The sequence below is a fragment of the Acidovorax sp. 100 genome (assembly GCF_003688355.1).
GTDB lineage: Bacteria > Pseudomonadota > Gammaproteobacteria > Burkholderiales > Burkholderiaceae_C > Acidovorax > Acidovorax delafieldii.
In genome coordinates this window covers 625,996-647,677 of record NZ_REFD01000001.1, presented here as the reverse complement: position 1 = coordinate 647,677, position 21,682 = coordinate 625,996, and the positions used below count along the sequence as shown (strand labels likewise).

General features: G+C 67.6%; 22 protein-coding genes. 11 read left to right on the top strand and 11 right to left on the bottom strand.

Annotated elements, in window-relative coordinates; translation table 11 throughout:
- Window positions 1-104: 104 nt before the first annotated feature.
- Window positions 105-1,025, bottom strand: coding sequence for a LysR family transcriptional regulator (locus C8C96_RS03060; protein ID WP_121943847.1), 921 nt, complete (start codon window positions 1,023-1,025; stop codon window positions 105-107).
- A gap of 116 nt (window positions 1,026-1,141) precedes the next feature.
- Here C8C96_RS03060 and C8C96_RS03055 point away from each other — a divergent pair, with 116 nt between their 5' ends.
- From C8C96_RS03055 to C8C96_RS03040, 4 genes are all read left to right on the top strand, one after another.
- The gene (locus tag C8C96_RS03055) at window positions 1,142-1,978 is read left to right on the top strand and encodes a pirin family protein (RefSeq protein ID WP_121941386.1); all 837 of its coding nucleotides are present in this window, start codon (window positions 1,142-1,144) and stop codon (window positions 1,976-1,978) included.
- Window positions 1,979-2,062: 84 nt separating this feature from the next.
- A complete protein-coding gene (locus C8C96_RS03050) occupies window positions 2,063-2,707 on the top strand; it encodes an NADPH-dependent F420 reductase (RefSeq protein ID WP_121941385.1) in 645 nt (214 codons plus the stop codon).
- Between the two features lie 226 nt (window positions 2,708-2,933).
- Window positions 2,934-4,241, top strand: a complete 1,308-nt coding sequence (locus C8C96_RS03045; RefSeq protein WP_121941384.1) for an MFS transporter — start codon at window positions 2,934-2,936, stop codon at window positions 4,239-4,241.
- A 347-nt stretch (window positions 4,242-4,588) separates the two neighbouring features.
- Window positions 4,589-5,845: a DUF2341 domain-containing protein gene (locus tag C8C96_RS03040; RefSeq protein ID WP_158605741.1), complete on the top strand. Its 1,257-nt coding sequence runs from the start codon at window positions 4,589-4,591 to the stop codon at window positions 5,843-5,845.
- A gap of 4 nt (window positions 5,846-5,849) precedes the next feature.
- Here the strand turns inward: C8C96_RS03040 and C8C96_RS03035 are convergent, their stop codons facing one another.
- Window positions 5,850-6,608, bottom strand: coding sequence for a tyrosine-protein phosphatase (locus C8C96_RS03035; RefSeq protein WP_121941382.1), 759 nt, complete (start codon window positions 6,606-6,608; stop codon window positions 5,850-5,852).
- Between the two features lie 175 nt (window positions 6,609-6,783).
- Between C8C96_RS03035 and C8C96_RS03030 the strand changes: the two genes are divergently transcribed.
- Window positions 6,784-7,626 carry a helix-turn-helix domain-containing protein gene (locus C8C96_RS03030; RefSeq protein ID WP_121941381.1) on the top strand — a complete coding sequence of 281 codons (843 nt, stop codon included), beginning with the start codon at window positions 6,784-6,786 and terminating at the stop codon, window positions 7,624-7,626.
- On the opposite strand, the gene C8C96_RS03025 is transcribed toward C8C96_RS03030, so the two are convergent.
- The 6 genes from C8C96_RS03025 to C8C96_RS03000 all read right to left on the bottom strand — a co-directional run bounded on the left by C8C96_RS03025 (window position 7,587) and on the right by C8C96_RS03000 (window position 13,200).
- The gene (locus C8C96_RS03025) at window positions 7,587-7,925 is read right to left on the bottom strand and encodes a DUF2834 domain-containing protein (RefSeq protein ID WP_121941380.1); all 339 of its coding nucleotides are present in this window, start codon (window positions 7,923-7,925) and stop codon (window positions 7,587-7,589) included. The genes C8C96_RS03030 and C8C96_RS03025 overlap by 40 nt on opposite strands.
- 149 nt (window positions 7,926-8,074) lie before the next feature.
- Complete coding sequence (locus C8C96_RS03020; RefSeq protein ID WP_121941379.1) at window positions 8,075-8,425, bottom strand: DUF4124 domain-containing protein; 351 nt, start codon at window positions 8,423-8,425, stop codon at window positions 8,075-8,077.
- A 67-nt stretch (window positions 8,426-8,492) separates the two neighbouring features.
- On the bottom strand, window positions 8,493-9,095 hold the full coding sequence (locus C8C96_RS03015; RefSeq protein ID WP_121941378.1) for a YbhB/YbcL family Raf kinase inhibitor-like protein: 603 nt from the start codon (window positions 9,093-9,095) through the stop codon (window positions 8,493-8,495).
- Window positions 9,096-9,210: 115 nt separating this feature from the next.
- The gene (locus C8C96_RS03010) at window positions 9,211-9,987 is read right to left on the bottom strand and encodes a helix-turn-helix transcriptional regulator (protein WP_116748341.1); all 777 of its coding nucleotides are present in this window, start codon (window positions 9,985-9,987) and stop codon (window positions 9,211-9,213) included.
- A gap of 85 nt (window positions 9,988-10,072) precedes the next feature.
- Window positions 10,073-10,294, bottom strand: coding sequence for a hypothetical protein (locus C8C96_RS03005; protein ID WP_233584139.1), 222 nt, complete (start codon window positions 10,292-10,294; stop codon window positions 10,073-10,075).
- Entirely contained in the window at window positions 10,291-13,200 is a 2,910-nt protein-coding gene (locus C8C96_RS03000) for a DNA topoisomerase III (protein ID WP_121941377.1), read from the bottom strand. Before C8C96_RS03000 ends, C8C96_RS03005 begins: the two co-directional genes overlap by 4 nt.
- A 119-nt stretch (window positions 13,201-13,319) precedes the next feature.
- Between C8C96_RS03000 and C8C96_RS02995 the strand changes: the two genes are divergently transcribed.
- The 4 genes from C8C96_RS02995 to C8C96_RS02980 are packed head-to-tail and all read left to right on the top strand — an operon-like array spanning window position 13,320 to window position 16,258.
- A complete protein-coding gene (locus C8C96_RS02995) occupies window positions 13,320-13,874 on the top strand; it encodes an SET domain-containing protein (RefSeq protein ID WP_121941376.1) in 555 nt (184 codons plus the stop codon).
- Window positions 13,871-14,725 carry a biotin--[acetyl-CoA-carboxylase] ligase gene (locus tag C8C96_RS02990; protein ID WP_121941375.1) on the top strand — a complete coding sequence of 285 codons (855 nt, stop codon included), beginning with the start codon at window positions 13,871-13,873 and terminating at the stop codon, window positions 14,723-14,725. Before C8C96_RS02995 ends, C8C96_RS02990 begins: the two co-directional genes overlap by 4 nt.
- A gap of 46 nt (window positions 14,726-14,771) precedes the next feature.
- The gene (locus tag C8C96_RS02985; protein ID WP_121941374.1) at window positions 14,772-15,503 is read left to right on the top strand and encodes an SPOR domain-containing protein; all 732 of its coding nucleotides are present in this window, start codon (window positions 14,772-14,774) and stop codon (window positions 15,501-15,503) included.
- A gap of 11 nt (window positions 15,504-15,514) precedes the next feature.
- Entirely contained in the window at window positions 15,515-16,258 is a 744-nt protein-coding gene (locus C8C96_RS02980) for a DUF6882 domain-containing protein (RefSeq protein WP_121941373.1), read from the top strand.
- Between the two features lie 31 nt (window positions 16,259-16,289).
- Here the strand turns inward: C8C96_RS02980 and C8C96_RS02975 are convergent, their stop codons facing one another.
- The 3 genes from C8C96_RS02975 to C8C96_RS02965 form a co-directional block, all read right to left on the bottom strand.
- Window positions 16,290-17,294 (bottom strand): MBL fold metallo-hydrolase, encoded by a 1,005-nt coding sequence (locus C8C96_RS02975; RefSeq protein ID WP_121941372.1) that lies wholly within the window; start codon window positions 17,292-17,294, stop codon window positions 16,290-16,292.
- A 152-nt stretch (window positions 17,295-17,446) separates the two neighbouring features.
- Entirely contained in the window at window positions 17,447-18,898 is a 1,452-nt protein-coding gene (locus tag C8C96_RS02970; RefSeq protein ID WP_121941371.1) for a sensor histidine kinase, read from the bottom strand.
- An 80-nt stretch (window positions 18,899-18,978) separates the two neighbouring features.
- On the bottom strand, window positions 18,979-19,653 hold the full coding sequence (locus tag C8C96_RS02965; protein WP_056056624.1) for a response regulator transcription factor: 675 nt from the start codon (window positions 19,651-19,653) through the stop codon (window positions 18,979-18,981).
- A 149-nt stretch (window positions 19,654-19,802) separates the two neighbouring features.
- On the opposite strand from C8C96_RS02965, the gene C8C96_RS02960 reads away from it, so the two are divergent.
- Both C8C96_RS02960 and C8C96_RS02955 read left to right on the top strand, forming a co-directional pair.
- Window positions 19,803-20,459 (top strand): response regulator, encoded by a 657-nt coding sequence (locus tag C8C96_RS02960; protein ID WP_121943845.1) that lies wholly within the window; start codon window positions 19,803-19,805, stop codon window positions 20,457-20,459.
- Complete coding sequence (locus tag C8C96_RS02955; protein WP_233584138.1) at window positions 20,456-21,640, top strand: cell wall metabolism sensor histidine kinase WalK; 1,185 nt, start codon at window positions 20,456-20,458, stop codon at window positions 21,638-21,640. Before C8C96_RS02960 ends, C8C96_RS02955 begins: the two co-directional genes overlap by 4 nt.
- Window positions 21,641-21,682 lie beyond the last annotated feature (42 nt).

Here is a 21,682-nt window from a genome sequence, read left to right as displayed (position 1 = left end):
GTCAGGAGTGTGGGCAGACGGAGCCTTGCGAAGCCTCGTGCAGCGCGCTGACAGACCCAGCGTGAACGGCACCCGTGGATTCATACCGCGTCAGTCATCAGTCATTAGCCATCGCCCTGGGGCGGCAGCTCCTGCATCGCACCCATCTTGCTGATGACCAGCTCAATGAAAGCCGACACCGCCAAGGGCAGGTAGCGCCTGCTGGGGTAGACCATGTGCACGCCATGCCCCTGCCGGTGGTATCCAGGAAGCATGGGCACCAGCAGGCCAGCGCGCAGATCGCGTTGCGTCAGCGTGGAGGGCAGCAGCGCAATGCCCAAGCCCGCCAGCGCGGCCTTGCGCAAGGCCTGTGCCGTGTTGCCACTGAAGCGGCCAGTCACCTGCACCTCGGCCGGTGCGCCCTCTGGCCCCGTCACGCGCCAGGTGGCCTTGCCGCTGGGGTGGCTGAACGCCAGGCAGTCGTGGTCCACCAGGTCTTGCAGCGTGGCCGGAACACCCCGGCGGGCAATGTAGGACGGGCTGGCCACCAGGCCGTCGCTGCCCGCGTCCAGCACCTTGCGGGCAAACAGGCCCGAGTCCTCCAGAATGCCGCCCCGAAACGCCACATCGATCCGGTCTGCAATCAGGTCCGCGCGGCCGTCGCTCAGCACAAAGTCCACCCGCACCTTGGGGTGCGCGACCAGGAACTCGGTCAGCCACTCCATCGCAAAGAAATCAAAAAAATCAGCCGGGGCCGCCACCCGCACCAAGCCGCTGGGCTCCTGGTTCACCGCCAGCAGTTCCTCGCCCGCATCCATCAGCCCCTCCACCGCGCCGCTGCAACGCTCCAGAAACACCTGGCCCGCGCTGGTGAGCGTGAGGTGGCGGGTCGAGCGCTGCATCAGTCGGGTACCCAGTTGCGCTTCCAGCTGCTGCACCCGGCGGCTCAGGGTGTTGGGCGGCACGCCCAGGCGGCGCGAGGCTTCGGCAAAGCTGCCGCAGCGCACCACCTGCACAAAGATGGCCACGTCGTTCAGATCCAGCATGGTTTCGCTCATTCATTCGATTAATGGACGAGTGCAATCATATTGCGCTATCTAGTCAATCAATCGATGAATTTTTAAGCTACAGGCATCAGTTCAACACCTCCGAGGTTCTCTTCATGTCTGCACCCGCCACCGCCCCACGCGCCATCACACACCGCACCCGTGGCACCACGCACGGCCCCATTACCCGCCTCATGAGCCCTGGGGACCTGGGCCAGGTGCTCAAGCCCTTCATCTTTTTGGATCGGGTGCACTTTCAGCCCGGCGCAGCGCAGCAGGGCTTTGGCATGCACCCCCACTCGGGCATCGCCACCGTCACGTTCTTGTCGCAAGGCGATGTGCGCTACGAAGACAGCACCGGCCAAGCGGGCCTGCTGCCTGCAGGCGGCGTCGAATGGATGCGTGCTGGCAACGGCGTGTGGCACACCGGCGCCCCCGTGGGCGACACACCGGGCCGGGGCTTTCAGCTGTGGGTGGCCCTGCCCGCCGCGCTGGAAAACGCCCCCGCCCACAGCCAGTACCTCGCCCCCGAACTGGTGCCCCAGGTGGGCCCGGTGCGGGTGCTGCTGGGCGAGTACGGCGCAGTGCACAGCCCCGTGGCGGCGCCCGAGGGGATGACCTATCTGGCCGTGCAGTTGGCCCAGGGCGAACGCTGGACTTACACGCCGCCCCCCGGCCACACCGTGGCTTGGGCGGCAGTGGCCACCGGCGCGCTGACGGCGGGCGAACCCATTGCGGCAGGCGAACTGGTGGCGTTTGAGCCCACCCACCAAAGCATCGACTTTGTGGCCACCGAAGCCACCCGCTTCGTGCTGGGCTCTGCCGTGCCGCACCCGCATGAGCTGGTCATGGGGACTTACTCCGTGCACACCAGCCAGGCAGCACTGCGGCAGGGCACCACAGAAATCCGGCGCATTGCAGGGCAACTGCGCCAAGCCGGGCGGCTGGGTTAATCCCTTTCACATCCCCCTCCACATTCGACTTTTCACTGCTCCCTTTCCCTCCACCCACTTCACTCATTGACCAAGGAAATCACCATGAACATCGGCATCATCGGCTCTGGCGCACTCGGCTCTAACGTGGCGCGCGCATTGGCCAGCAAAGGCCTGTCCGCCACCCTCTCCACCCGGCGCGGTCCGGAATCACTGGCCGCGCTGGTGGCAGAACTGGGCCCCACCATCAAGGCGGGCACCGTGGCAGAAGCTGCCGCCGCAGACATCGTGCTCATCGCTGTGCGCTGGGAAGACCTGGGCCAGGCCCTGGGTGGCCTGCCTGCGTGGAACGGCCGCATCGTCATCGACGGCACCAACCCCGTGGAGTTTCTGGACCCCAACTCGCCAGATGCCCAAGACCCCAGCAACCCGCTGGCGGCCTACGGCATCAAGGCCATCGACCTGGGCGGGCGCTCGTCCAGCGAAGTGTTCAGCGAATTCGTGCCCGGCGCCCGCGTGGTCAAGGCGTTCAACCACCTGGATGTAAACGTTCTGGCCCAGCCCCAAGTCTCCGGCGGCCAGCGCGCCATGTTCTACGCAGGCGACGACGCCGCAGCCAAGGCCGCAGTGCGCAAGGTGCTGGACGCCATTGGCTACTTCCCGGTGGATCTGGGTACGCTGGCGGTGGGCGGGCGTTTGTCGGAGTTGCCGTTTGGCGCGTTGTCGGCCGCCCAGTTCATCAAGATCTGAGAAGGGGTATCTGCCCTGGCACTTTCAGACCCCAGGGTAGCTCGATCAAAACATGTTGCCGGGGGGCTGTGACCCTGCTCCACCACCCGCGGCACCACCGGGGTGTGCGGTCAGCCCGTGCGAACAGCTAAAAAATCACACCAATCGATGCGTCGCATCCTTGCACTCAGCGAGCCATGACGCCGCCCTGCAAGTCCCTGCAGCGCTGTGGGGTAAATTGCCCGGCATGCCGAACACCTCTTCGCCTCCCTCTGCCGCCGCCCCCGCATCCCTCATCGACTCCCGCCAGGCCGCGTGGCGCCTGCTGACCACGCTGGGCCTGGTGGTGCTGGGCAACAGCAGCATGTATGTGGTGTCGGTGGTGCTGCCCGCCGTGCAGGCCGAGTTTGGCGTGGGCCGTGCCGATGCGTCGCTGCCCTACACGCTGATGATGGTGTGCCTGGGGCTGGGCGGAATCTGGACGGGCCGCATGGCCGACCGGCATGGGCAGATGCCGGTGCTGTGCGTGGGCGCGGTGGCCGTGTGTGGCGGTTTTGTGTGGGCGGGGCTGTCGGGCAGCATCTGGGGGTTTGGGCTGGCGCACGGGCTGATGGGGCTGATTGGCAGCTCGGCCACGTTTGCGCCGCTGATGGCCGACACCGCGCTGTGGTGGAACAAGCGGCGGGGCATTGCGGTGGCGATCTGCGCCAGCGGCAACTACATTGCGGGCGCGCTGTGGCCGCCCATCGTGCAGCACGGCATTGAGCTGATCGGCTGGCGCCACACCTATGTGCTGCTGGGCATTGTGTGTGGGGTGGGCATGCTGTTGCTGGCACTGCGCATGCGCCAGCGCGCGCCGGTGGCGCAGATGGATGCAGCACCGGCAGCGGTGGCACCGGCTGCGTCGGGTGCAGCGCCCTCGCCATTGCCGCTCGACCGCAGCCGCCCGTTCGGTCTGCGCCCGCTGCATGCACAGCTATTGCTGTGTGTGGCGGGCGTCGCGTGCTGCGTGGCCATGGCGATGCCGCAGGTGCACATCGTGGCCTATTGCACCGACCTGGGTTTTGGCGCGGCGCGCGGGGCCGAGATGCTGTCGCTGATGCTGGCCTGCGGCATCGTCAGCCGCCTGGTGTCGGGCGTGATCTGCGACCGCATTGGCGGCGTGCGCACGCTGCTGCTGGGCTCGGCGCTGCAGGGCGTGGGGCTGGCGCTGTTTCTGCCGTTTGACGGGCTGGTGCCGCTGTATGTGATCTCCGCAATGTTCGGGCTGTTCCAGGGCGGCATCGTGCCCGCCTACGCCATCATCATCCGCGAGTATTTCGCCCCACAGGAGGCCGGTGCGCGGGTGGGTGCGGTGATCATGGCCACGCTGATCGGCATGGCGCTGGGGGGCTGGATGTCGGGCTGGATTTTTGACCTGACGGGCAGCTACCGCGCGGCGTTTTTGAACGGCATGGCGTGGAATCTGCTGAATCTGTCGATCGTGGGGTGGCTGTTCTGGCGCGTGCGGGGCCGAGGGGCAGTGGTGGGGCAGGTGCAGCCTGGTGCGGGGTGAGTGCGGCCAGCTCGACTATCTCCGCAATGGTGTGCTCCTCGGCCTCCAGGTAGCGCTTTAATGCGCAAATTTTTCTTTGAGCAAATCACGATGAGCGATAGGTTCTAGCTCGGCCTGGGCCGATACACGGCCCCGTTGCCCCGGTACTCGCACCGTTTCGGTGGCCGCTGCCCGGCGCGCGCGGTGAGTCCGTCCTTCATACGGTCATACCGACTGCATCCTCCGTAATCGCTTCCGCTTCATTCTTCATGTCATACACACTTCCCCTTTCAACGAAAACGGATGTCCGCCCCGTCCTTGGCGCGCTACGCCACGCTGCGGTGTGGACCTGCGGCGTCCTCGCCGCAATGGCAACACACACAGCACAAGCGCAGCCTGCAGGCTGGACACAAGCGAGTCCGTTCAATATCACGGAAAGCAGCGGCGCAACCCTGACGGATTACCAAATACGCCTGGTGCTCGACACGGCCAGCATGGTGACGGCGGGCCAATTGCGGGCAGACGCTGCCGATCTGCGCTTTGGGACTGCCGCATCGGGCGGCACGCTGATGAACTACTACATCGAACGCGGGGTCAACACCGCCTCCACGGTGGTGTGGGTCAAAGTTCCCACGATCCCCGCATCGACCACGACGGCGTTCTTCATTTTTAGCGGCAATCCTGCCGCCACCAGCGCGAGCACCGTCAATACGTTCGACTACACCGACGCCGTTGCCAATTCGGCCACACAGCAGGTGGTCGTAGGACAGCCTGGCGGCGTCACAAATTCCCAGCGCGGCTTCAGGTTCAAACCCAACCAGGACATTCTGGTGACAGACTTCGGGAAATACGAGCCTTCGGGAACCACCCGGTATCTGACGCTGTTCGATGTCGCCACGCAGGCCAAGCTGGCCCAGCAGCAGGTCTCAGGCCCCGCGAATACGTATACCTATGCGCAGCTTGCGCAGCCTCTGATGCTTACCAAGGACACCGAATACATCATGGAGATCTACCAGGGAGCGAGTGATGGCTACTACTTCGGCTCCAGCACGCAGATCAATCCTGTGCTGACGTATTTGGACATGCGCTATTGCAATGGCTGCACGCAAGACACGTTTCCCACCAACTACCTCAACGCTATCCACTACGGCTTCCCTGACTTCCAGTTTCGTACCACCAAGCAGGTCAGCCCGGCGCCGGTCTACGCGCTGGGCAACGTCGCGACCACCCTCTCGCTGACCAGCTCCAGCAACTCGGTCGGAGTGGGCGCCAGCGTCACCTTGACGGCAACCGTCAGCACTCCGTCGGCCGCAGGCACCGTGACCTTCCTGGATGGAGGAACGCCCATCGCCGGTTGCAGCGCCGTGCCCGTGGTTGCCGGTGCCGCGCAATGCACCACCAGCGACCTGCCCCTCGGCGCCCGGTCGCTGACGGCGGTGTACGACAGCGCCACGGGATATACGGCCAGCACCAGCGCCCCGTTCTCCCTGCAAGTGACACCGCTGGTAAGCGGCACGGCGATTCCCACCCTCTCGGAATGGGGCATCGCGTGCACGGCACTGGTCCTGGCAGGCCTGGGACTGGGTGGCCTATCCCGCTCCAGGGCGCGACAGGAACGCGCGTGATGCGTCAGCGGGTCGGCTGCAGATACCGCCCCACCAGCTCTGTCTGCGCTGCGGCGTCCACGCCCAGCACGTCCACCAGATAGGGCTGCAGACCGCCATAGTCGTTGTCCACCATGTGCAGGGCGGCGTCCAGAAACTCTTCCTGCACACGCCACAGCACGCGCAGCACTTCTTCCGGCGCGTGGCTGCCCATGCCCGGTGGGCGCTGGTAGAGCGTGTTGGTGAGCAGGTAGTCGTGCATGACCACATCGCGCGGCACGCCCAGGGTCAGCAGGATGAGGGCGGCGGCAAAGCCGGTGCGGTCTTTGCCTGCGGTGCAATGGAACACGGTGGGCGCGTCGCTGGCCAGCAGCAGGCGGAACAGCTCGGCAAAACGTGGGGCGTTGTCGTGCACAAAACCCCGGTAGGTGTCCTGCATCAGGCCCACGGCGTCTTGCGCCGTGAGCTGGCGGCCGGTGCGTTGCAGCTCCAGCGCGCGCTGCACCACGGTGGGTTCGATGTGCAGTGGGTGGTAAGCCACTCCGGGCAGTGCGTAGGCATACGCGGCGCTTTCGGCCTGGCCGCGAAAGTCCACCGCGCGGGCCACGCCCAGGTCTGCCAGCAGGGCCTGGTCCTCGGGCGTCAGGCCCGCCAGGTGGTCGGAGCGGAAGATGCGACGCCATTTCACCGGGCGGCCGCCGTGGCCGGTGTAGCCGCCGAGGTCGCGGAAGTTGGTGGCGCCTGCGAGGGGGACGGACCGGGTGGGGGCTTGCTCTTGCTGCATGGTGCTTGGCACGGGTGAGTGGTGGGTGGGGATACGAAAGCAACAAGGATAGTCGGGCACTGCGGCAGCTGCATGTCGCACGGGTGGCTGGAGAACGTCGAGTACGACGGCTGACTGGCTGACCACCCACCCCGAAAGCCGCCATCTGCGCCACGTCGATATGCAGAATGCGGGTATGCAGCGCTTGGTGCCCGTCCCCTCCGATTTGCAGCCTTGGCTGATGGCCGCCGTGGTGGTCAATGCCCCGGCGGCGCTGGCGCAATCGCATTTCCCGGCCATGGTGTCGAGCATGCTGGTGGTGCGGCTGGCCGGGCAGGTGGTGTGCCGGGGCGCGCCCGTGCCGCAGTCAGCCTGGATGAGCGCAAGCACCATGGCCACGGCGTATGAACACAGCGGGCCGGTGCAGGCCGTGGGGCTGGTGCTGCAGCCTTCGGCAGCGGCGGCGCTGTTCGCCAGTGCGCGTGGAGTGGTGAACACGCTGCGGCCGCTGGCAGACCTGGTGGGCCCTGGGTGGGCGGAGGTGGAACACGCGGTGCGGGCAGCCGCGGACGATGGTGCGCGGCTGCAGGTGCTGTGCGACTTCGTCCGCCAGTGGGTTACGCCGCCGTCGCCCTGCGAGGCGCGGCGGCAACAGGCGCTGGCCTTGCTGCATGCAGCCACTGAAAACGCCACGGATACGGTACAGCGTCTGGGTCTGAGCCAGCGGCAGTTTGAGCGGCGCTTTGTGGCGCATTGGGGCATGGCGCCCAAGCAGTTTCAGGTGATTGCACGGCTGAACAGCACGCTGGGCAGCGCGCTGGCCGCGCCCGACGGCCCTGTGGTTGAACTGGCGGTGGACCAGGGCTACTACGACCAGTCGCACATGGCGCGTGATGTTCGCAGGTTGGCGGGCCAGCCGCTACAGGCCCTCGTGCAGGGCAGCCGCAGCCCGGTCACCGAACACTGGCCCCTGCAGGTGGGTGCACAGGCGCAGCTGGGTCAGCCGCCGGAGGGATCAGCGTCCCTGCGCAGGCGTTGAGCCAGGTACAGCGGCATCACAAAAGCGAGCCCGATACCAAAGCAGGCCGCGATGCAGGCCCAGCGCCACGCGCCCAGGCGGCGGTCGGCCGCCACCCAGGCCGAGAACGCCACAGCGGCCAGGTACACATCGCAGGTGATGCCGGTGGTGAGCGCATTGGCAAAGGCGTCGCGCCAGAAAACATCGGGCATCACGCTGCCACCGGCCAGAAAGTACAGGGTGTTGAAGTACCAGGGGATGGCCAGGCCCAGGGCGGCCAGCAGAACAAAAAAAACGCGCAGGGGTTGGTGGTGGTGCATCGGTGCATGCGGCCCCCAAAGAATGAGAGTGAGGCCTGGGGTAGTGAATCAATGCACCGATTGAATCCGCGCGGCCCCCTCGCGGGCTAGGAAAAAAACGACATGCCCACCACAGGCCTGCACGCCAACCACAGCTGGCCGCCAGCCGCTTACTGCGCAGGCGGTAGCGACGTGACTGCCCCGTCCACCGACAGCTCCTGGCTGCCCTGGGGGCAGGGCTGGTCGGTGTAGGTAGTGCGGCCGTCCCGCACGCATTTGCGCGGCTGCGGCGCCACGGGCTGGGACGCGCCCGCCTGCGCGGGGCGGGCCTGCGTGGCAGCGGGGCGCTTGTCGGGTGGCAGGGACTCGGGCCCGGGGCGGGTGATCTTTTTCCAGGCCTGCTCGGTCCAGGGCCCGGCCTGGGGCAGCCACTGTTCGGCCGTCCACCAGGCTGCGGCGGCAGCGGCCAGCAGCAGTGAGGCCAGAAGGGACCAGAGGGCTCGTTCGCGGGGGCTGCGCATGGGGTGGGCCTGCAGTGGGGTGGATGACCACCAAGCTTAAAACATCACAGTGTCCCACCCCACACGGTCACTGCTGCTTGCCTTGGGCCGCAGGGCGCCCGTAGCGCGCCGTGAGTGTGGCCTTGCCCAGGCTGTTGGCGTTGATCATGTAGCCCGCCAGCGCAGCGGTGGCGTCGGCAGGCAGGTCCAGGCGTGGCACCTTGAGTGCATGCACCGCGAAGATGTAGCGGTGCGGCGCATCCCCCTCGGGCGGGCACGCCCCGCCCCAGGCGGCCACGCCGTAGTCGATGCGCACATGGCTGGCGCCTGCGGGCAGCTTGGCGCCGCCAGCAGCACCGGCGTCGGGCTGCAGCTCGGTGACGCTGGCGGGGATGTTCACCACCGACCAGTGCCACCAGCCCGAGCCTGTGGGTGCGTCAGGGTCATACGCGGTGACGGCAAAGCTCTGCGTGCCTGCAGGCACACCGTTCCAGCGCAGCGCGGGCGACTGGTTCTCACCTGCGCAGCCGAATCCCTTGAACTCGAAACGCTGGGGCAAGGTGCCGTCCGCCGCAAAGTCGGGGCTGCTGAGCGTGAACGCCTGGGCATGGGCAGCCAATGCCAGGCCGATGGTGGCAAGCGCGGCGATGGAGGTAAAAGCGCCACGGGGGCGTGAAAGTGGGTGGCTCATCCAAAAAGCTCCTTGCAGTAGCGGTGTGAAACAAGGACTTGATGGTGCGGTGTGCCACGCCTTCGCACTGGCCCGGCGGCATCAAAGGCTGTGCGCTGTGCGTCAGCCGAAGTAATCAGGGCCTCAGTTGCGAGGGCGGAAAGCCAAAACGCTCGCGGAAGGCGGCGCTGAAGCGGCTGTGCGACTCGTAACCGCAGCGCGCTGCGATTTCGGACACTTGCAGCGTGGAGCTTTGCAGCAGAACCAGCCCCGTCTCCAGCCGCACATCGCGCAGGCACTGGCTCACGGTTTCGCCCTCTTGTGCCAGGCGGCGCTGCAGGGTGCTGGCGCTGGTGGCAAAGGCAGCGGCGATACGCTCCACCGTCCAGTCAGCCTGCGGGCTGGGGCCCACCAGGCGGCGCACCCGGTCGGCCCAGCCCAGCTCGCCGGGCGGGGCGAAGACGATGCCTGCCTCGGCCAGCATCAGCAGCACCTCGAGCGCGCGGTGTTCGCGCAGCGCCTGCGAGCTGGCATCGCTCTCCAGCGCGGCCAAGGCACGGCGGTAACTGTCTTCAAATGCCGCATCGGCCGCCAGGCCCGCACAGCCCTGCACCGCAGGCACGGCCGCAAACTGGCCGAACTGGCGGTGAAACTGCTCCACCAGTTCTGGCGCAAAACACAGCAGTCGCGCCACATAGCGGCCTTGTGGGGCGGGGTCGTTGACCACCTCCCACTGCGCGCCACGCGGCAGCACAAACACCCGCCCGCTGGGATAGCGGTGCGCCCCGCCCGGTGTGACCAGGTGCTTGGTGCCAGAGACCACCCAGCCCACCGAATCCATGCGCACCGTGACAGTGTGGATCCGGTGGTGCACCGTGGTGGCAATCTGCAACGACAGTGCGGGTTCGACCATCCATCTCTCCCTTGCGGCTCACGTTCCATCATCCGCCCGGCCCCGTGCTGGTTAAAGACGGGCTGCGCGCGGTGGCAGCTTGCAGTCAGCGGGTGCGCTCCCGCGTCACGTTCACGTCGATATCACCAAACACAGTCACGCCGCTTGCGCCCTGGGGCTGCTGCTGGCTGGCCGGGTCGCTGGAGCGCGCGGAGCCTGTGGTGGCGCAACCCCCCAGCGCAGCGGCAACCGCGAGTGCCACCAGCGCGGTGCGGCAGACGCTGCCCGCCATCGACGCGATAGGCACCATGTTCAGCGGCTTCATCATTCGCCGCCCAGGTGGTTGCCCAGGATGCCCGCCAGCTCAAACATGCCCGCGCTGTCCTTGCCGAACACGGCGCGCAGCTTGTCGTCAGCGACGATGGTGCGCTTGTCCTTGGGGTCTTGCAGGTTGTGGACCTTGATGTATTCCCACATCTTCTTCACGGCCTCGGGGCGCGCCACCGGCTCGTTGCCAATCACGGCGGCCAGGGCGGCGCTGGGGGCCTTGCCTGCAGCGGCCTTGCGCGGGGCTTTGGCAGCCGTCGTTTTGGCTGCGGCCTTCTTTGCAGGGGCTTTTTTGGCGGCAGCGCTAGTGGGTTTTGCCTTGGTTGCTATTGTTTTTGAAGCGGCGCCCGGGCGGGGTGGGAACTTGCTGGGCGCGAATTCAAAGTTGACCTTGCCCGCCTCCTTGTCCCACGCCAGGTGGGCCTTGAAGTTGCGGCGCGTGCGCATGCTCACGAACTTGTCGAGCAGGTCGGTCTTGCCGGTCTCCAGCAGCTTGTGCATCTGCTCGCGCTCCACGGGCTGCTGCAGGATGATCTTGCCGCTCTTGAAGGTGCAGCTGGGCGTCGGCTGCGCCGCGGTAGGCACGGCCTTGCTGCACACGTAGTTGCTGCCGTGTTCGTGCACTTCCGATCCGCAGATGGGGCAAGGGCCGAGCGCGGCGTCTTCAAACTCCACGATCTCGCCGGACTCTTCGCCCTTCTTGTCGTCGCCAAAGTCGAATTCGAGCTTGTAGTTGTGCGCCTCTTCGTCGTACTTGATGACGATCTCGGAGGTGAAGGGCCAGCCCGCCTTGGAGCGGAAGCCCTCCAGCGGGCCGATCTTCTTGTGCCGCAGCAGGGCGTTGGCCTCTGCCGTCTCGAACGTGCGGCCTGCGGGTGATTTGCCGAAGCTGAATCCACAAGGCTCCGCGCCCGCCTTGCCCACACAGGCAAAGCGGCGGTAGTTTTCCTTCACCACACCGCCGCAGTTGGGGCAGGGCGATTCGAGCGTGGCGTAGTCGCCGGGGATGGTGTCGCGGTCGTATTCCTTGGCCTTCTTGACCATTCGCTCGGTCATGGCGGCGATCTCGGCCATGAAGGCTTCGCGGCTCAGTTGGCCCTTTTCCATTTGCGAGAGCTTGTACTCCCACTCGCCGGTCAGGTCGGCACGGCAGAGTTCTTCCACCTCCAGCCCGCGCAGCAGCGTCATGAGCTGGAAGGCCTTGGCCGTGGGGATGATTTCGCGGCCTTCGCGCAGCATGTACTTTTCGGTCAGCAGGCCTTCGATGATCGCCGCGCGCGTGGCAGGCGTGCCCAGGCCTTTTTCCTGCATGGCTTCGCGCAGTTCGTCGTCGTCGATCTGCTTGCCCGCGCTTTCCATGGCGCCCAGCAGCGTGGCCTCGGAGTAGCGGGCGGGGGGCTTGGTCTTGAGGCCCTTGGGGTCGGCGGCCAGGGTGTTGACGCTCTCGCCAGGCTTCACCGGCACCAGGTTCTGGCCCTTGTCGCCGTCCTTGCCGCCTTCCACTTCGTCGGCGGCTTCCTTGCCGTAGATGGCCAGCCAGCCCGGCTTGACCAGCACCTTGCCTTCGGTCTTGAAGCTGTGCGGGGCCACGGTGCTGATGCGCGTGGTCACCGTGTATTCAGCGCTGGGGAAGAACACCGCCATGAAGCGGCGCACGACCAGGTCGTACAGCTTTTGCTCGGCTTCGCTCAGGCCGCTCGGTGCCTGCAGCGTGGGGATGATGGCAAAGTGATCGCTGACCTTGCTGTTGTCGAAGATGCGCTTGGACGGGCGCACGTAGTTGTTGTTCAGCGCCGTGAGCGCGTGGGGCGCCAGGTGCCGCATGCCGCTGTCGGCCAGCATTTCAAAGGTCTGCTTGGCCACCGGCAAATAGTCTTCCGGCAGCGCGCGCGAATCGGTACGCGGGTAGGTCAGGGCCTTGTGGCGCTCGTACAGGCTTTGCGCCAGGGCCAGCGTGGTCTTGGCCGAGAAGCCGAACTTGCCGTTGGCCTCGCGCTGCAGGCTGGTCAGGTCGAACAGCAAGGGCGATGCCTGTGTAGTGGGCTTGCTCTCTTCGGTGACTGTGGCCTGCTGGCCGCGCACGGCGTTGGCTATTGACTGTGCCTCGGCGGCGGACCACACACGGTCCGCGCGCATTTCCACATCCTCGCCCTTCTTCCACTTGGGGTCGAACCACTTGGCGGGGTACTCGCCGGCTTCCGCGCCAAAGGTGGCGTGGATTTCCCAATAGTCGCGGCTGATGAACTTGCGGATCTTCTCCTCGCGCTCCACCACCAGCGACAGCGTGGGCGTCTGCACCCGGCCCACGGTGGTCAGGAAGAACCCACCATCGCGCGAGTTGAACGCCGTCATGGCCCGCGTGCCATTGATGCCCACCAGCCAGTCGGCCTCGGAGCGGCTGCGCGCCGCACTGGCCAGGCCCGCCATCTGCTGCTCAGTGCGCAGCGCATCAAAGCCGTCGCGGATGGCCTGGGGCGTCATGGACTGCAGCCACAGGCGCTTGACCGGTTTGCCCAGGGGCTTGGCGCCACCGGCGTACTGCTCGATCAGGCGGAAGATCAGCTCCCCCTCGCGGCCCGCGTCGCAGGCGTTGATGAGCTGTGTCACGTCCTTGCGCTTGGCCTGCTTGACCACCGCGTTCAGGCGGCTCTTGGTCTTGTCCACGGGCTTCAGGTCAAAGTACGGCGGGATCACAGGCAGGTGCGCAAAGCTCCACTTGCCGCGCTTCACGTCAAACTGCTCGGGGGCCTGGATCTCCACCAGGTGGCCCACGGCGCTGGTGACTACATAGCGGTCGTTCTCGAAGTGGTCTTCGTGCTTCTCGAACTTGCCCGCCACGGGGGTCAGTGCGCGCACGATGTCTTGCGCCACCGAGGGTTTCTCTGCAATTACCAGGGTCTTGGTCATTTTTTGGTTTCTCGCCAGTCTGGCTGTCCGGCATCCGGCCGGTCGCTTCTACAATTCGTTGCCTCACGCGTACACGCGCACGCGCATGTGTGCATATTCAAGTTAACAGAGTTTTTGCCATGCCCCGCACCGCACCGCCTGCAACCCCGACCCCCGCGCAGGGCCGTCGCATCCAGACCCGGCGTTCGGGCGTGCACGGCAAGGGCGTTTTTGCCGTGCAGGATATTGCAGAGGGTGAAGTCCTTGTCGAGTACACGGGCGAAGTGATCGGCTGGCAGGAGGCGCAGGACCGGCACCCGCACGATCCCTTGCAGCCCAACCACACGTTCTACTTCCATGTGGATGAAGACCATGTGATCGACGCAAAGTTCGGCGGCAATTCGTCGCGCTGGATCAACCACAGCTGCAACCCCAACTGCTACGCCGACGAGCGGGACGGCCGCATTTTCATCACCGCGCTGCGCAACATCCAGGCGGGCGAAGAGCTGAACTACGACTACGGCCTGATCATCGAAGAGCGCTATACCCCGAAGCTCAAGGCCGAATACCCCTGCTGGTGTGGCAGCACCAACTGCCGGGGCACGCTGCTGGCGCCCAAGCGCGGCTGGGCGCCGCCCGTGCCGCTGCCGCCGTCCAAACCTTCCGCCAAGGCCGCCAAAAAGGCCCGGCGATGAATGCCCCCATCCGCTGGCCTGCCGAGGCCGTCTGGGAAGCAGTGTCACCGCTGTTACCGGGCTTTACCGTCGAGGTGCTGCCCACCATCGACTCCACCAACACCGAACTCATGCGCCGCGCGCGTGCAGGCCAGTGCGAGCCCACGCTGCTGGTGGCCGAGCAGCAGACTGCCGGGCGCGGGCGGCTGGGGCGCGTGTGGCAGAGCGATGTGGGGGCCTCTCTCATGATGTCCCTGGGGCTGCCGCTGGCGCCCAAGGACTGGTCGGGCCTCTCGCTGGCCGTGGGTGTGAGCGTGGCCGAGAGCCTGCAGCCCGTGCTGCCGCCGCTGGGCACAGGCCAGCCTGCGCGCGTGGGCCTGAAATGGCCCAATGACCTGTGGCTGGGCGGCGCAGCGGGCGACCGCAAGCTGGGCGGTATCCTGGTGGAGACGGCGAGTTTTGTGGCGCCCCAGGCGATCTCCGCCCAGACGGGCGCGGCCACCACACGCTATGTGGTGGTAGGCATCGGCATCAATGTGCTGCCGCGCAGCGCCGAGGGCATGAGCATGCCCCCTGGCAGCCTGCAGGACGTGGAGCCGGGCCTGGATGCCCCCACCGCCCTGCTGCGCATCGTGCCACCGCTGGCGGCCATGCTGCAGGCGTTTGAAGGCTATGGCTTTGCGCCCATGCAGCCCCGGTTCGCCGCGCGCGATGTACTGCAAGGCCGTGCTGTGACCTTGAGCGATGGCCACACCGGCACCGCGCACGGCGTGGGCGACGATGGCGCCCTGCTGGTGCACACGGCCGGTGGCATGCAGGCCATCACCAGTTCTGAAATCAGCGTCCGGCCGGCGGCGGTGCCACCGGTGTGAGACAGTTTCCTCTTCCGATGCGAGTGTTCTTGAAAGGCCGCGCCCCATGCTCCGTCTTGCCGTGATCGTGCTGCTGCTGGCCAACGCGGGCTACTACGCGTGGTCTCAAGGGCTGCTGCGCCAGTTTGGCTATGCGCCGCAAGAGCAGTCCGAGCCCCAGCGCATGAACCAGCAGATCCGGCCCGAGACGCTGCAGATCCTGAAGGTCAACCCCAGCAAGACCTCCTCTGCTGCGCCCCCCGCCCCCACCCCTACTTCCCCATCCCAGGCCACCGCCGCCAACGACTCCCCCACTCCCGCCTCCACACCGGCTGCCCCGGCCCCCGCAGACTCTGCCGAGTGCCTGCAGGCCGGCGTGTTCGACGACCGCCAGGCCGAAGTGCTGCGCACGGCGGCTGCTGGCTTGCCCTCAGGCAGCTGGACGCTGGAGCCCACGCCCGTGCCGGGCCGCTGGATGGTCTACATGGGGCGCTTTGACGACGTGGAAACACTGGACCGCAAACGTGCCGAGTTGCGCGCCCGCAAGGTGGACCACGACCGCGCCGGGGGCACGCTCGAACTGGGCTTGTCGCTGGGCCGCTTTGCGTCGAAAGAGGCGGCGGAGCGCGAGCTGGCCAACCTTGGCAACAAAGGCGTGCGCACGGCGCGCGTGATCCAGGAGCGCGCCGAATCCCCCGGCTTCACGCTGCGCCTGTCCTCTGTGAACGACGCGCTGCGGGCACAGCTGGATGTGCTGCGCACGGCCATGGCGGGCAAGACGCTGCGCACCTGCGGCTGAGCACCTTCACCATGAACGAAGAGCCGACATCCATCCAGTGCGGCGAGCACGGAGAGGCGGCGCCCACCTACGTGTGCGGGCACCTGTGCCGCCACCCGGTGCAGCGCTGGTTTTGCGATGCACCGTCGCCAGACACCCCTTACCCGGACGCCTGGTGTGCGAGCTGCCATACCGAGCTGCTCAAGACAGGCGGCGAGTGGAACGAACACAACGCGGACTGCCTGGACCTCCAGATCCTGTGCCATCACTGCTACCAGGACGCCATGGCACGCAGCGTGGAGGCCCTGGACGGCGATGCCGAAGCCGCCTGGATCGATGCGGTGACACAGGGGCACCATGCGCTGCGGGACAAGCAGCGCGCACTGGAGCAGGACCACGGCATCTCGCACTTTGAACGCTGGGACTACGACCAGGCGGCAGGCACCTTGACCTTTTCAGACGGCGGTGTGCCCCGTCTGGTGGCCGACATCGAGTTCATCGGCTCCGTGTCGGAGGCCAGCGGCACCTGGCTGTGGGCCTGGGCCAATTTCCACAACGAGGCCCCGGTGGTGTCGCGCATCGCTGCGGTGCGGGAGTGGGGCGAAACCCAAGGCTTCCTGCACCTCACGGTGCCGCTGTGGAAGGGCGATGCTACCGATGGCTGGGAGCTGTCGGGCGTGGCCGCGCAGGTGCTGGGCGCCCAGGGCGTGTACCGCGTGCCCACGGGCCGGGGCTTTTTGTACATGGCCCTGATGTCGGTGCAGCGCGTGGCGTGAGCACGGTTGCTGCGCCAACCCCGGTGCAGCGCTATGGCAGCGGTATGGCGCGCGTCTCGCCCTGCCGCATGAGCCAGACGCGGTCCAGCGGCAGGCCACGCTGCGCGAGCGCGGCGGCCAGGTCGCGCGGCGGGTGGTCGAAGGCCTCCTGCGTCAGCATGAACGTGCCCCAGTGCACGCCCATGGCCTGCCTGGCTTCCACGTCCAGCATGAGCTGCACGGCGTCCTCGGGGTTCACGTGCATGGGCTTCATGAAGTCGCGGGGCAGATAGGCGCCGATGGGCAATGCGAGAAAGTCCACCGACCCCAGGCGCTGGCGGATGGCCTTGAAGTCGTCGCTGTAGCCCGTGTCGCCCGGGAACAGAAAGCGCCAGGGCGCAGCCGCCTGCGGGCGCGACCATTCCAGCAGGTACCCACCCCACAGCGAGGCATTCGTATCCCACGGGGTGCGGCGGCTCCAGTGCTGTGACGGCGTGAACACCACGCGCACGCCGGGGGCGATGTCGGCGTGCTCCCACCAGTTCAGCGCGGTGACGGGGCCCATGCCCCGGTGCGTGAACCAGTCGGCCAGCCCCAGCGGCACCACAAAGCGGGGCGACTGGCCCGCGTCGCGCAGGCGGCGCAAGGTGCCGTAGCACAGGTGGTCGTAGTGGTTGTGCGAGATCAGGACCACGTCAATGGGCGGCAGGTCCTCGGGCGCCATGGGCGCAGGCACGCGGCGCGGGGCACCAAAGCGGCCCAGGGGGCCCGCAAAATCGCACAGCGTGGGGTCGATCAGCACGTTGAGGCCCGCCACCTGCAGCAGCATGGAGACGTGGCCCAGCCAGGTGATCACGGGGGCCTGCTGGCGCTGTGCCAGGCGCGCGGGGTCCACGGGCTGCGTCCACTGCCGGGCAAAGGCCCCGTAGCCGCCCGCAGGCTCGCTGCGTGGCTTGAAATCGCCGCGCAGCGAGCGCCAGACCATTTCGTACCAGGGGAAGTTGCCGATCACCACGGCAGGGTGCGTGTTGGCAAAGCGGCGGGGCGGTGAGGTCATGGTGGGGGGCTGCGTCCGTGCAAAAAGATCGGGCCAGGCTACGAGGCCGCATGATGCCGGATGCCCGGTGCTGTGGCGGGTTGCCAGCGCATCAACCCTGCGGCGCGCGGGCCTTGTCCTCTGCCACGCCAGCGGCAGGGCGCGCCACGGGGTCAGCCGCCCGCCACCGCGTCCCGCGCCGCAAAACGCACGCTGAAGCGTGCACCGGGCGGGGTCTGGCCAGGCCGTGCGTCTTCGAGCGTGACCTCGGCATCGTGCTTGCTGGCGATCTCCAGCACGATGGGCAGGCCCAGGCCGGAGCCGTCGGCCTCGCTGCCCAGTGCGCGGTAGAACGGCTGGAACACCAGCTCGCGCTCGGCCTCGGGCACGCCGGGGCCGGAGTCCTCGACCTGCAGCAGCAGCACATGGCCGAAAGTGTCGGCCAGCACGCGGGCGGTAACCACGCCGGGCTTGTCGGGGGTGGAGGGCGTGTAGTTGATGGCGTTGTCCACCAGGTTGCGCACCAGCTCCTTGAGCAGCGTGGGGTTGCCGTCGATCAGCACACCCGGCGATCCGGGCTCGGCGCCGTCGTAGCCCAGGTCGATGTGTTTGTCGAGCGCACGGGGCACCGAGTCGCGCACCACCTCGATCACCAGGCGCGCCAGGTCGCAGGGCTGGCGGGCAATGCCCACGCCGCTGCCCTCGGCCCGCGCCAGCGCCAGCAGCTGGTTGACGGTGTGCGTGGCGCGGATGCTGGAGCGCCCGATCTGCTGCAGCGAGCGCTTGAGCTCTTCGGTGCTGGTGCCTTCGCGCTGGGCCAGGTCGGCCTGCATGCGCAGGCCCGCCAGCGGGGTCTTGAGCTGGTGCGCGGCATCGGCCAGAAAGCGCTTTTGCGTGGCCAGCGAATCGTTCAGTCGCGTGAGCAGGTCGTTGACGGACGACACCAGTGGCGCCACTTCGAGCGGCACGGTGCGGTCGTCCAGCGGCGAGAGGTCGTCGGGGTTGCGCGCGCGGATGCGCTGCTCCAGCTGGTTGAGCGGCTGGATGCCGCGCGCCAGCGCCAGCCAGACCAGCAGCACCGCCAGCGGCAGGATGACGAACTGCGGCAGCATCACGCCCTTGATGATTTCGGTGGCCAGTACGCTGCGTTTTTCGCGCGTCTCGGCCACCTGGACCAGCGCCACCGGCGTGTCTTTCAGCGGCAGGCGCACCCAGATGTAGGCCACGCGGATGTCGATGCCGCGCATCTCGGCATCGCGCAGCCGCACCTCGCCCGACAGGGGCACCTCGTCGCTCGGGGGCTCGGGCAGTTCGCGCTCGCCTGAGAGGAACTCGCCGCCCGGGCCGATGACCTGGTAGTACACGATGTCGGAGTCGTCGGCGCGCAGGATCTCGCTGGCGGGCTGGGGCAGGTTGAACTGGGCCTTGTCGCCCACCACGCTCACCAGTTGGGCGAGGGCGTGGGCGTTGTACTCCAGCGCCCGGTCAAACGGCTTGTTGGCCAGGCCCTGTGCCACCAGCCAGGTCAGCGCCAGGCTCACAGGCCACAGCAGCAGCAGCGGCGTGAGCATCCAGTCGAGGATTTCGCCGAACAGGGAGCGCTGCTCGCGCTGGAAGATCTTCACAGCGGCCGCCGTGGCATTTTTGAAGCCAAAACACCCGATAGCGCTAGATTCATATGCACAAGCTGCTATCGTTTTGATAGTTAATTGGGGATCTTCTCAAGGCAGTAGCCCAGGCCGCGCACGGTGGCGATGCGGATGGGCCCGCCTTCGATCTTCTTGCGCAGGCGGTGGATGTAGACCTCGATGGCGTTGTTGCTCACCTCCTCGCCCCACTCGCACAGGCGCTCCACCAGCTGCTCCTTGCTCACCAGGCGGCCGGCGCGCTGCAGCAGCACTTCCAGCAGGCCCAGCTCGCGGGCGGACAGCTCGATCATCTTGCCGTCGATGGTGGCCACGCGGCCGGCCTGGTCGTACACCAGCGGGCCGTGCTTGATGGCGCTGCTGGTGCCGCCCATGCCCCGGCGCGTGAGGGCACGCACGCGGGCTTCGAGCTCTTGCAGGCTGAAGGGCTTGGCCATGTAGTCGTCGGCGCCAAAGTCCAGGCCCTTCACGCGTTCTTCCACGCTGTCTGCGGCGGTGAGGATGAGCACCGGCAGGGCGGAGCCCCGGCCGCGCAGCTTTTTCAGCACCTCCAGCCCATGCATCTTGGGCAGGCCCAGGTCCAGGATGAGCAGGTCGAACTCGTTGTTGGTCATCAGCGCCGCGTCGGCCTCGCTGCCGCTGGCGACATGGTCCACCACGGCGCCCGAGGCACGCAGCGTGCGCAGCAGGCCATCGGCCAGCACCTGGTCGTCTTCGGCAATGAGGATGCGCATGCGGACTGTCTCCTTGGGTGGTGCGGCCCGTGGGCGGGCCTGTGTCGTCATTGTCTGCCTGTGCGAGGATTTTAGGGTGCCCAAAGACGCCAGCTCCCGGTCCGGCGTCTTTGGCTGACTGCAAGCTGGGGACGCGGAAAATGGCGGCCATGCACATCCTGCTCATCGAAGACGACCTGGACCTGGGCCAGGCCCTGCTGCAAGCCCTGCAGCAGGGCGGTTTCACGGTGCAATGGCTGCGCAGCGTGGCCGCCACGCCGCCCCTGCCCGACGCCAACGAGGTCGCCGCCGTGCTGCTGGACCTGACCCTGCCCGACGGCCAGGGCATGGCGTTGCTGCGTCGCTGGCGCCGCGCGGGCCTCAGCCTGCCGGTGATCGTGATCACGGCCCGCACCGCCTTGCAGGACCGGCTTGACGGCCTGGACGGCGGTGCCGACGACTACGTGCTCAAGCCTTTCGACGTGCCCGAGCTGCTGTCGCGCCTGCACGCCGTGCTGCGGCGCAGTGCGCGCCAGGCCAGCGAGGAGTGGACGCTGGGCGCACTGCGCTTGGCGCCCCGGCGGCACGAGGCCTGGCTGGGCAAAGAGCCCCTGGCGCTGTCGCCGCGCGAGTTCCGGCTGCTGGTGGAGCTGGCGCGCGAACCCGGCAAGGTGGTGGCCAAGAACGTGCTTGCCCAGCGGCTCGAACCCCTGGGCGATGCGCTGGACCCCGCCACACTGGAGGTGCATGTCTCCAACCTGCGCAAGAAGATCGGCGCAGAGCGGGTGGTCACGGTGCGTGGCGTGGGCTACCGGCTGCAGCCATGACACCACCGACCGAAACCCCCGCGCCCCCACGCGGCTGGTGGGGCCCGAGCCTCATGCGCCGCACCCTGCTGGCGCTGCTCGCGGCCATGGCGTTGGTGTGGCTGGTGCTGCTGGGCCAGGCGGCCATCACCCACTACCGCGCCATAGACACCAACCCCGGCGTGCGCCAGCTCGCGCAGGGGCTGGCAGGGGCGCTGGCCACGCTGGAGCAACCCGCCGAGGCCCGCGCGCTGGTGCACGGCATGGCCCACACCCTCAATGCCATGCGCGCCGATGTGGACCTGCTGCAGGGCACCTCGGTGCTGCTGGCGCTGCCGCTGGTGGGCCTGCCGCTGTGGCTGGCCGTGCGCACCGGGCTGCGCCCGCTGGCGCGGCTGGATGCCCAGATCGCCGCGCGCTCGGCCAACGACCTGCGGCCGCTGCAGCACCTGCCGCCCCAGCGCGAGCTGCACGGCCTGGCCCAGTCGTTCGACCAGCTGCTGGCCCGCCTGCGGGCCCACCTGGCGCGCGAAAAGGCCCTGGTGCACGACGCGGCCCACGAACTGCGCACGCCCATGGCGGTCATCGCCACCCAGGCCCATGTGCTGGCGCAAGCCCCCGAAGGCCCCGCACGCGCGCAGGCCAGCGAGGCGCTGACGCGCGCCGTGCAGCGCGCCGCGCATCTGAGCGAACAGCTGCTCATGCTGGCAGCCCTGGAAGAAGCCCCCGCGCTGGACCCCGCCGCGCCCCAGGACCTGATGGCGCTGCTGCAGGACTGCCTGGCAGAGCGCGCGGGCTGGGCCGAGGGCCTGGGCGTGGAGCTGTCGCTGGACGGCCCGGACACCCTGGAGCTGCCGTTGGACCGACAGCTGCTCTGGTCCGCCCTGGGCAATGTGCTGGACAACGCGCTCAAGCATGGCTGCGGCCCCGGTGCGGGGCGCGAGGTGCAGTTGCGGGTGTGGCAGGAGGGCGGCGACGTGGTGGTCTGGGTTGCCGACGACGGCCCGGGCATAGCGGCCGGCGAGCAAGACCGGGTGTTCGAGCGCTTCTGGCGCTCGCCACGCGCGCGCAGCAGCGGATCGGGCCTGGGGCTCACCATTGCGCAGCAGGCCATCGGCCACCTGGGCGGGCAGGTCCGCCTGGGGCCGGGGCTGCACGGGCGGGGCGTGGGCTTCACGCTGCGTTGGCCGGTGGCGGGCTGACAAACCGTACCCGGCAGCCGTCATTCCCCACACAGATCTTTG

What these genes read in the sequence shown, in the direction of transcription:
- C8C96_RS02975 (WP_121941372.1), bottom strand. Translation starts at nt 17,294, where the DNA reads ATGACCTCACCGCCCCGCCGCTTTGCCAACACGCACCCTGCCGTGGTG.
- C8C96_RS03060 (WP_121943847.1), bottom strand. Translation starts at nt 1,025, where the DNA reads ATGCTGGATCTGAACGACGTGGCCATCTTTGTGCAGGTGGTGCGCTGC.
- C8C96_RS02960 (WP_121943845.1), top strand. Translation starts at nt 19,803, where the DNA reads ATGCACATCCTGCTCATCGAAGACGACCTGGACCTGGGCCAGGCCCTG.
- C8C96_RS02965 (WP_056056624.1), bottom strand. Translation starts at nt 19,653, where the DNA reads ATGCGCATCCTCATTGCCGAAGACGACCAGGTGCTGGCCGATGGCCTG.
- C8C96_RS02955 (WP_233584138.1), top strand. Translation starts at nt 20,456, where the DNA reads ATGACACCACCGACCGAAACCCCCGCGCCCCCACGCGGCTGGTGGGGC.
- C8C96_RS02980 (WP_121941373.1), top strand. Translation starts at nt 15,515, where the DNA reads ATGAACGAAGAGCCGACATCCATCCAGTGCGGCGAGCACGGAGAGGCG.
- C8C96_RS03045 (WP_121941384.1), top strand. Translation starts at nt 2,934, where the DNA reads ATGCCGAACACCTCTTCGCCTCCCTCTGCCGCCGCCCCCGCATCCCTC.
- C8C96_RS02990 (WP_121941375.1), top strand. Translation starts at nt 13,871, where the DNA reads ATGAATGCCCCCATCCGCTGGCCTGCCGAGGCCGTCTGGGAAGCAGTG.
- C8C96_RS02995 (WP_121941376.1), top strand. Translation starts at nt 13,320, where the DNA reads ATGCCCCGCACCGCACCGCCTGCAACCCCGACCCCCGCGCAGGGCCGT.
- C8C96_RS03055 (WP_121941386.1), top strand. Translation starts at nt 1,142, where the DNA reads ATGTCTGCACCCGCCACCGCCCCACGCGCCATCACACACCGCACCCGT.
- C8C96_RS03005 (WP_233584139.1), bottom strand. Translation starts at nt 10,294, where the DNA reads ATGATGAAGCCGCTGAACATGGTGCCTATCGCGTCGATGGCGGGCAGC.
- C8C96_RS02985 (WP_121941374.1), top strand. Translation starts at nt 14,772, where the DNA reads ATGCTCCGTCTTGCCGTGATCGTGCTGCTGCTGGCCAACGCGGGCTAC.
- C8C96_RS03015 (WP_121941378.1), bottom strand. Translation starts at nt 9,095, where the DNA reads ATGAGCCACCCACTTTCACGCCCCCGTGGCGCTTTTACCTCCATCGCC.
- C8C96_RS03035 (WP_121941382.1), bottom strand. Translation starts at nt 6,608, where the DNA reads ATGCAGCAAGAGCAAGCCCCCACCCGGTCCGTCCCCCTCGCAGGCGCC.
- C8C96_RS03040 (WP_158605741.1), top strand. Translation starts at nt 4,589, where the DNA reads ATGGCAACACACACAGCACAAGCGCAGCCTGCAGGCTGGACACAAGCG.
- C8C96_RS03000 (WP_121941377.1), bottom strand. Translation starts at nt 13,200, where the DNA reads ATGACCAAGACCCTGGTAATTGCAGAGAAACCCTCGGTGGCGCAAGAC.
- C8C96_RS03030 (WP_121941381.1), top strand. Translation starts at nt 6,784, where the DNA reads ATGCAGCGCTTGGTGCCCGTCCCCTCCGATTTGCAGCCTTGGCTGATG.
- C8C96_RS03010 (WP_116748341.1), bottom strand. Translation starts at nt 9,987, where the DNA reads ATGGTCGAACCCGCACTGTCGTTGCAGATTGCCACCACGGTGCACCAC.
- C8C96_RS03050 (WP_121941385.1), top strand. Translation starts at nt 2,063, where the DNA reads ATGAACATCGGCATCATCGGCTCTGGCGCACTCGGCTCTAACGTGGCG.
- C8C96_RS03025 (WP_121941380.1), bottom strand. Translation starts at nt 7,925, where the DNA reads ATGCACCACCACCAACCCCTGCGCGTTTTTTTTGTTCTGCTGGCCGCC.
- C8C96_RS03020 (WP_121941379.1), bottom strand. Translation starts at nt 8,425, where the DNA reads ATGCGCAGCCCCCGCGAACGAGCCCTCTGGTCCCTTCTGGCCTCACTG.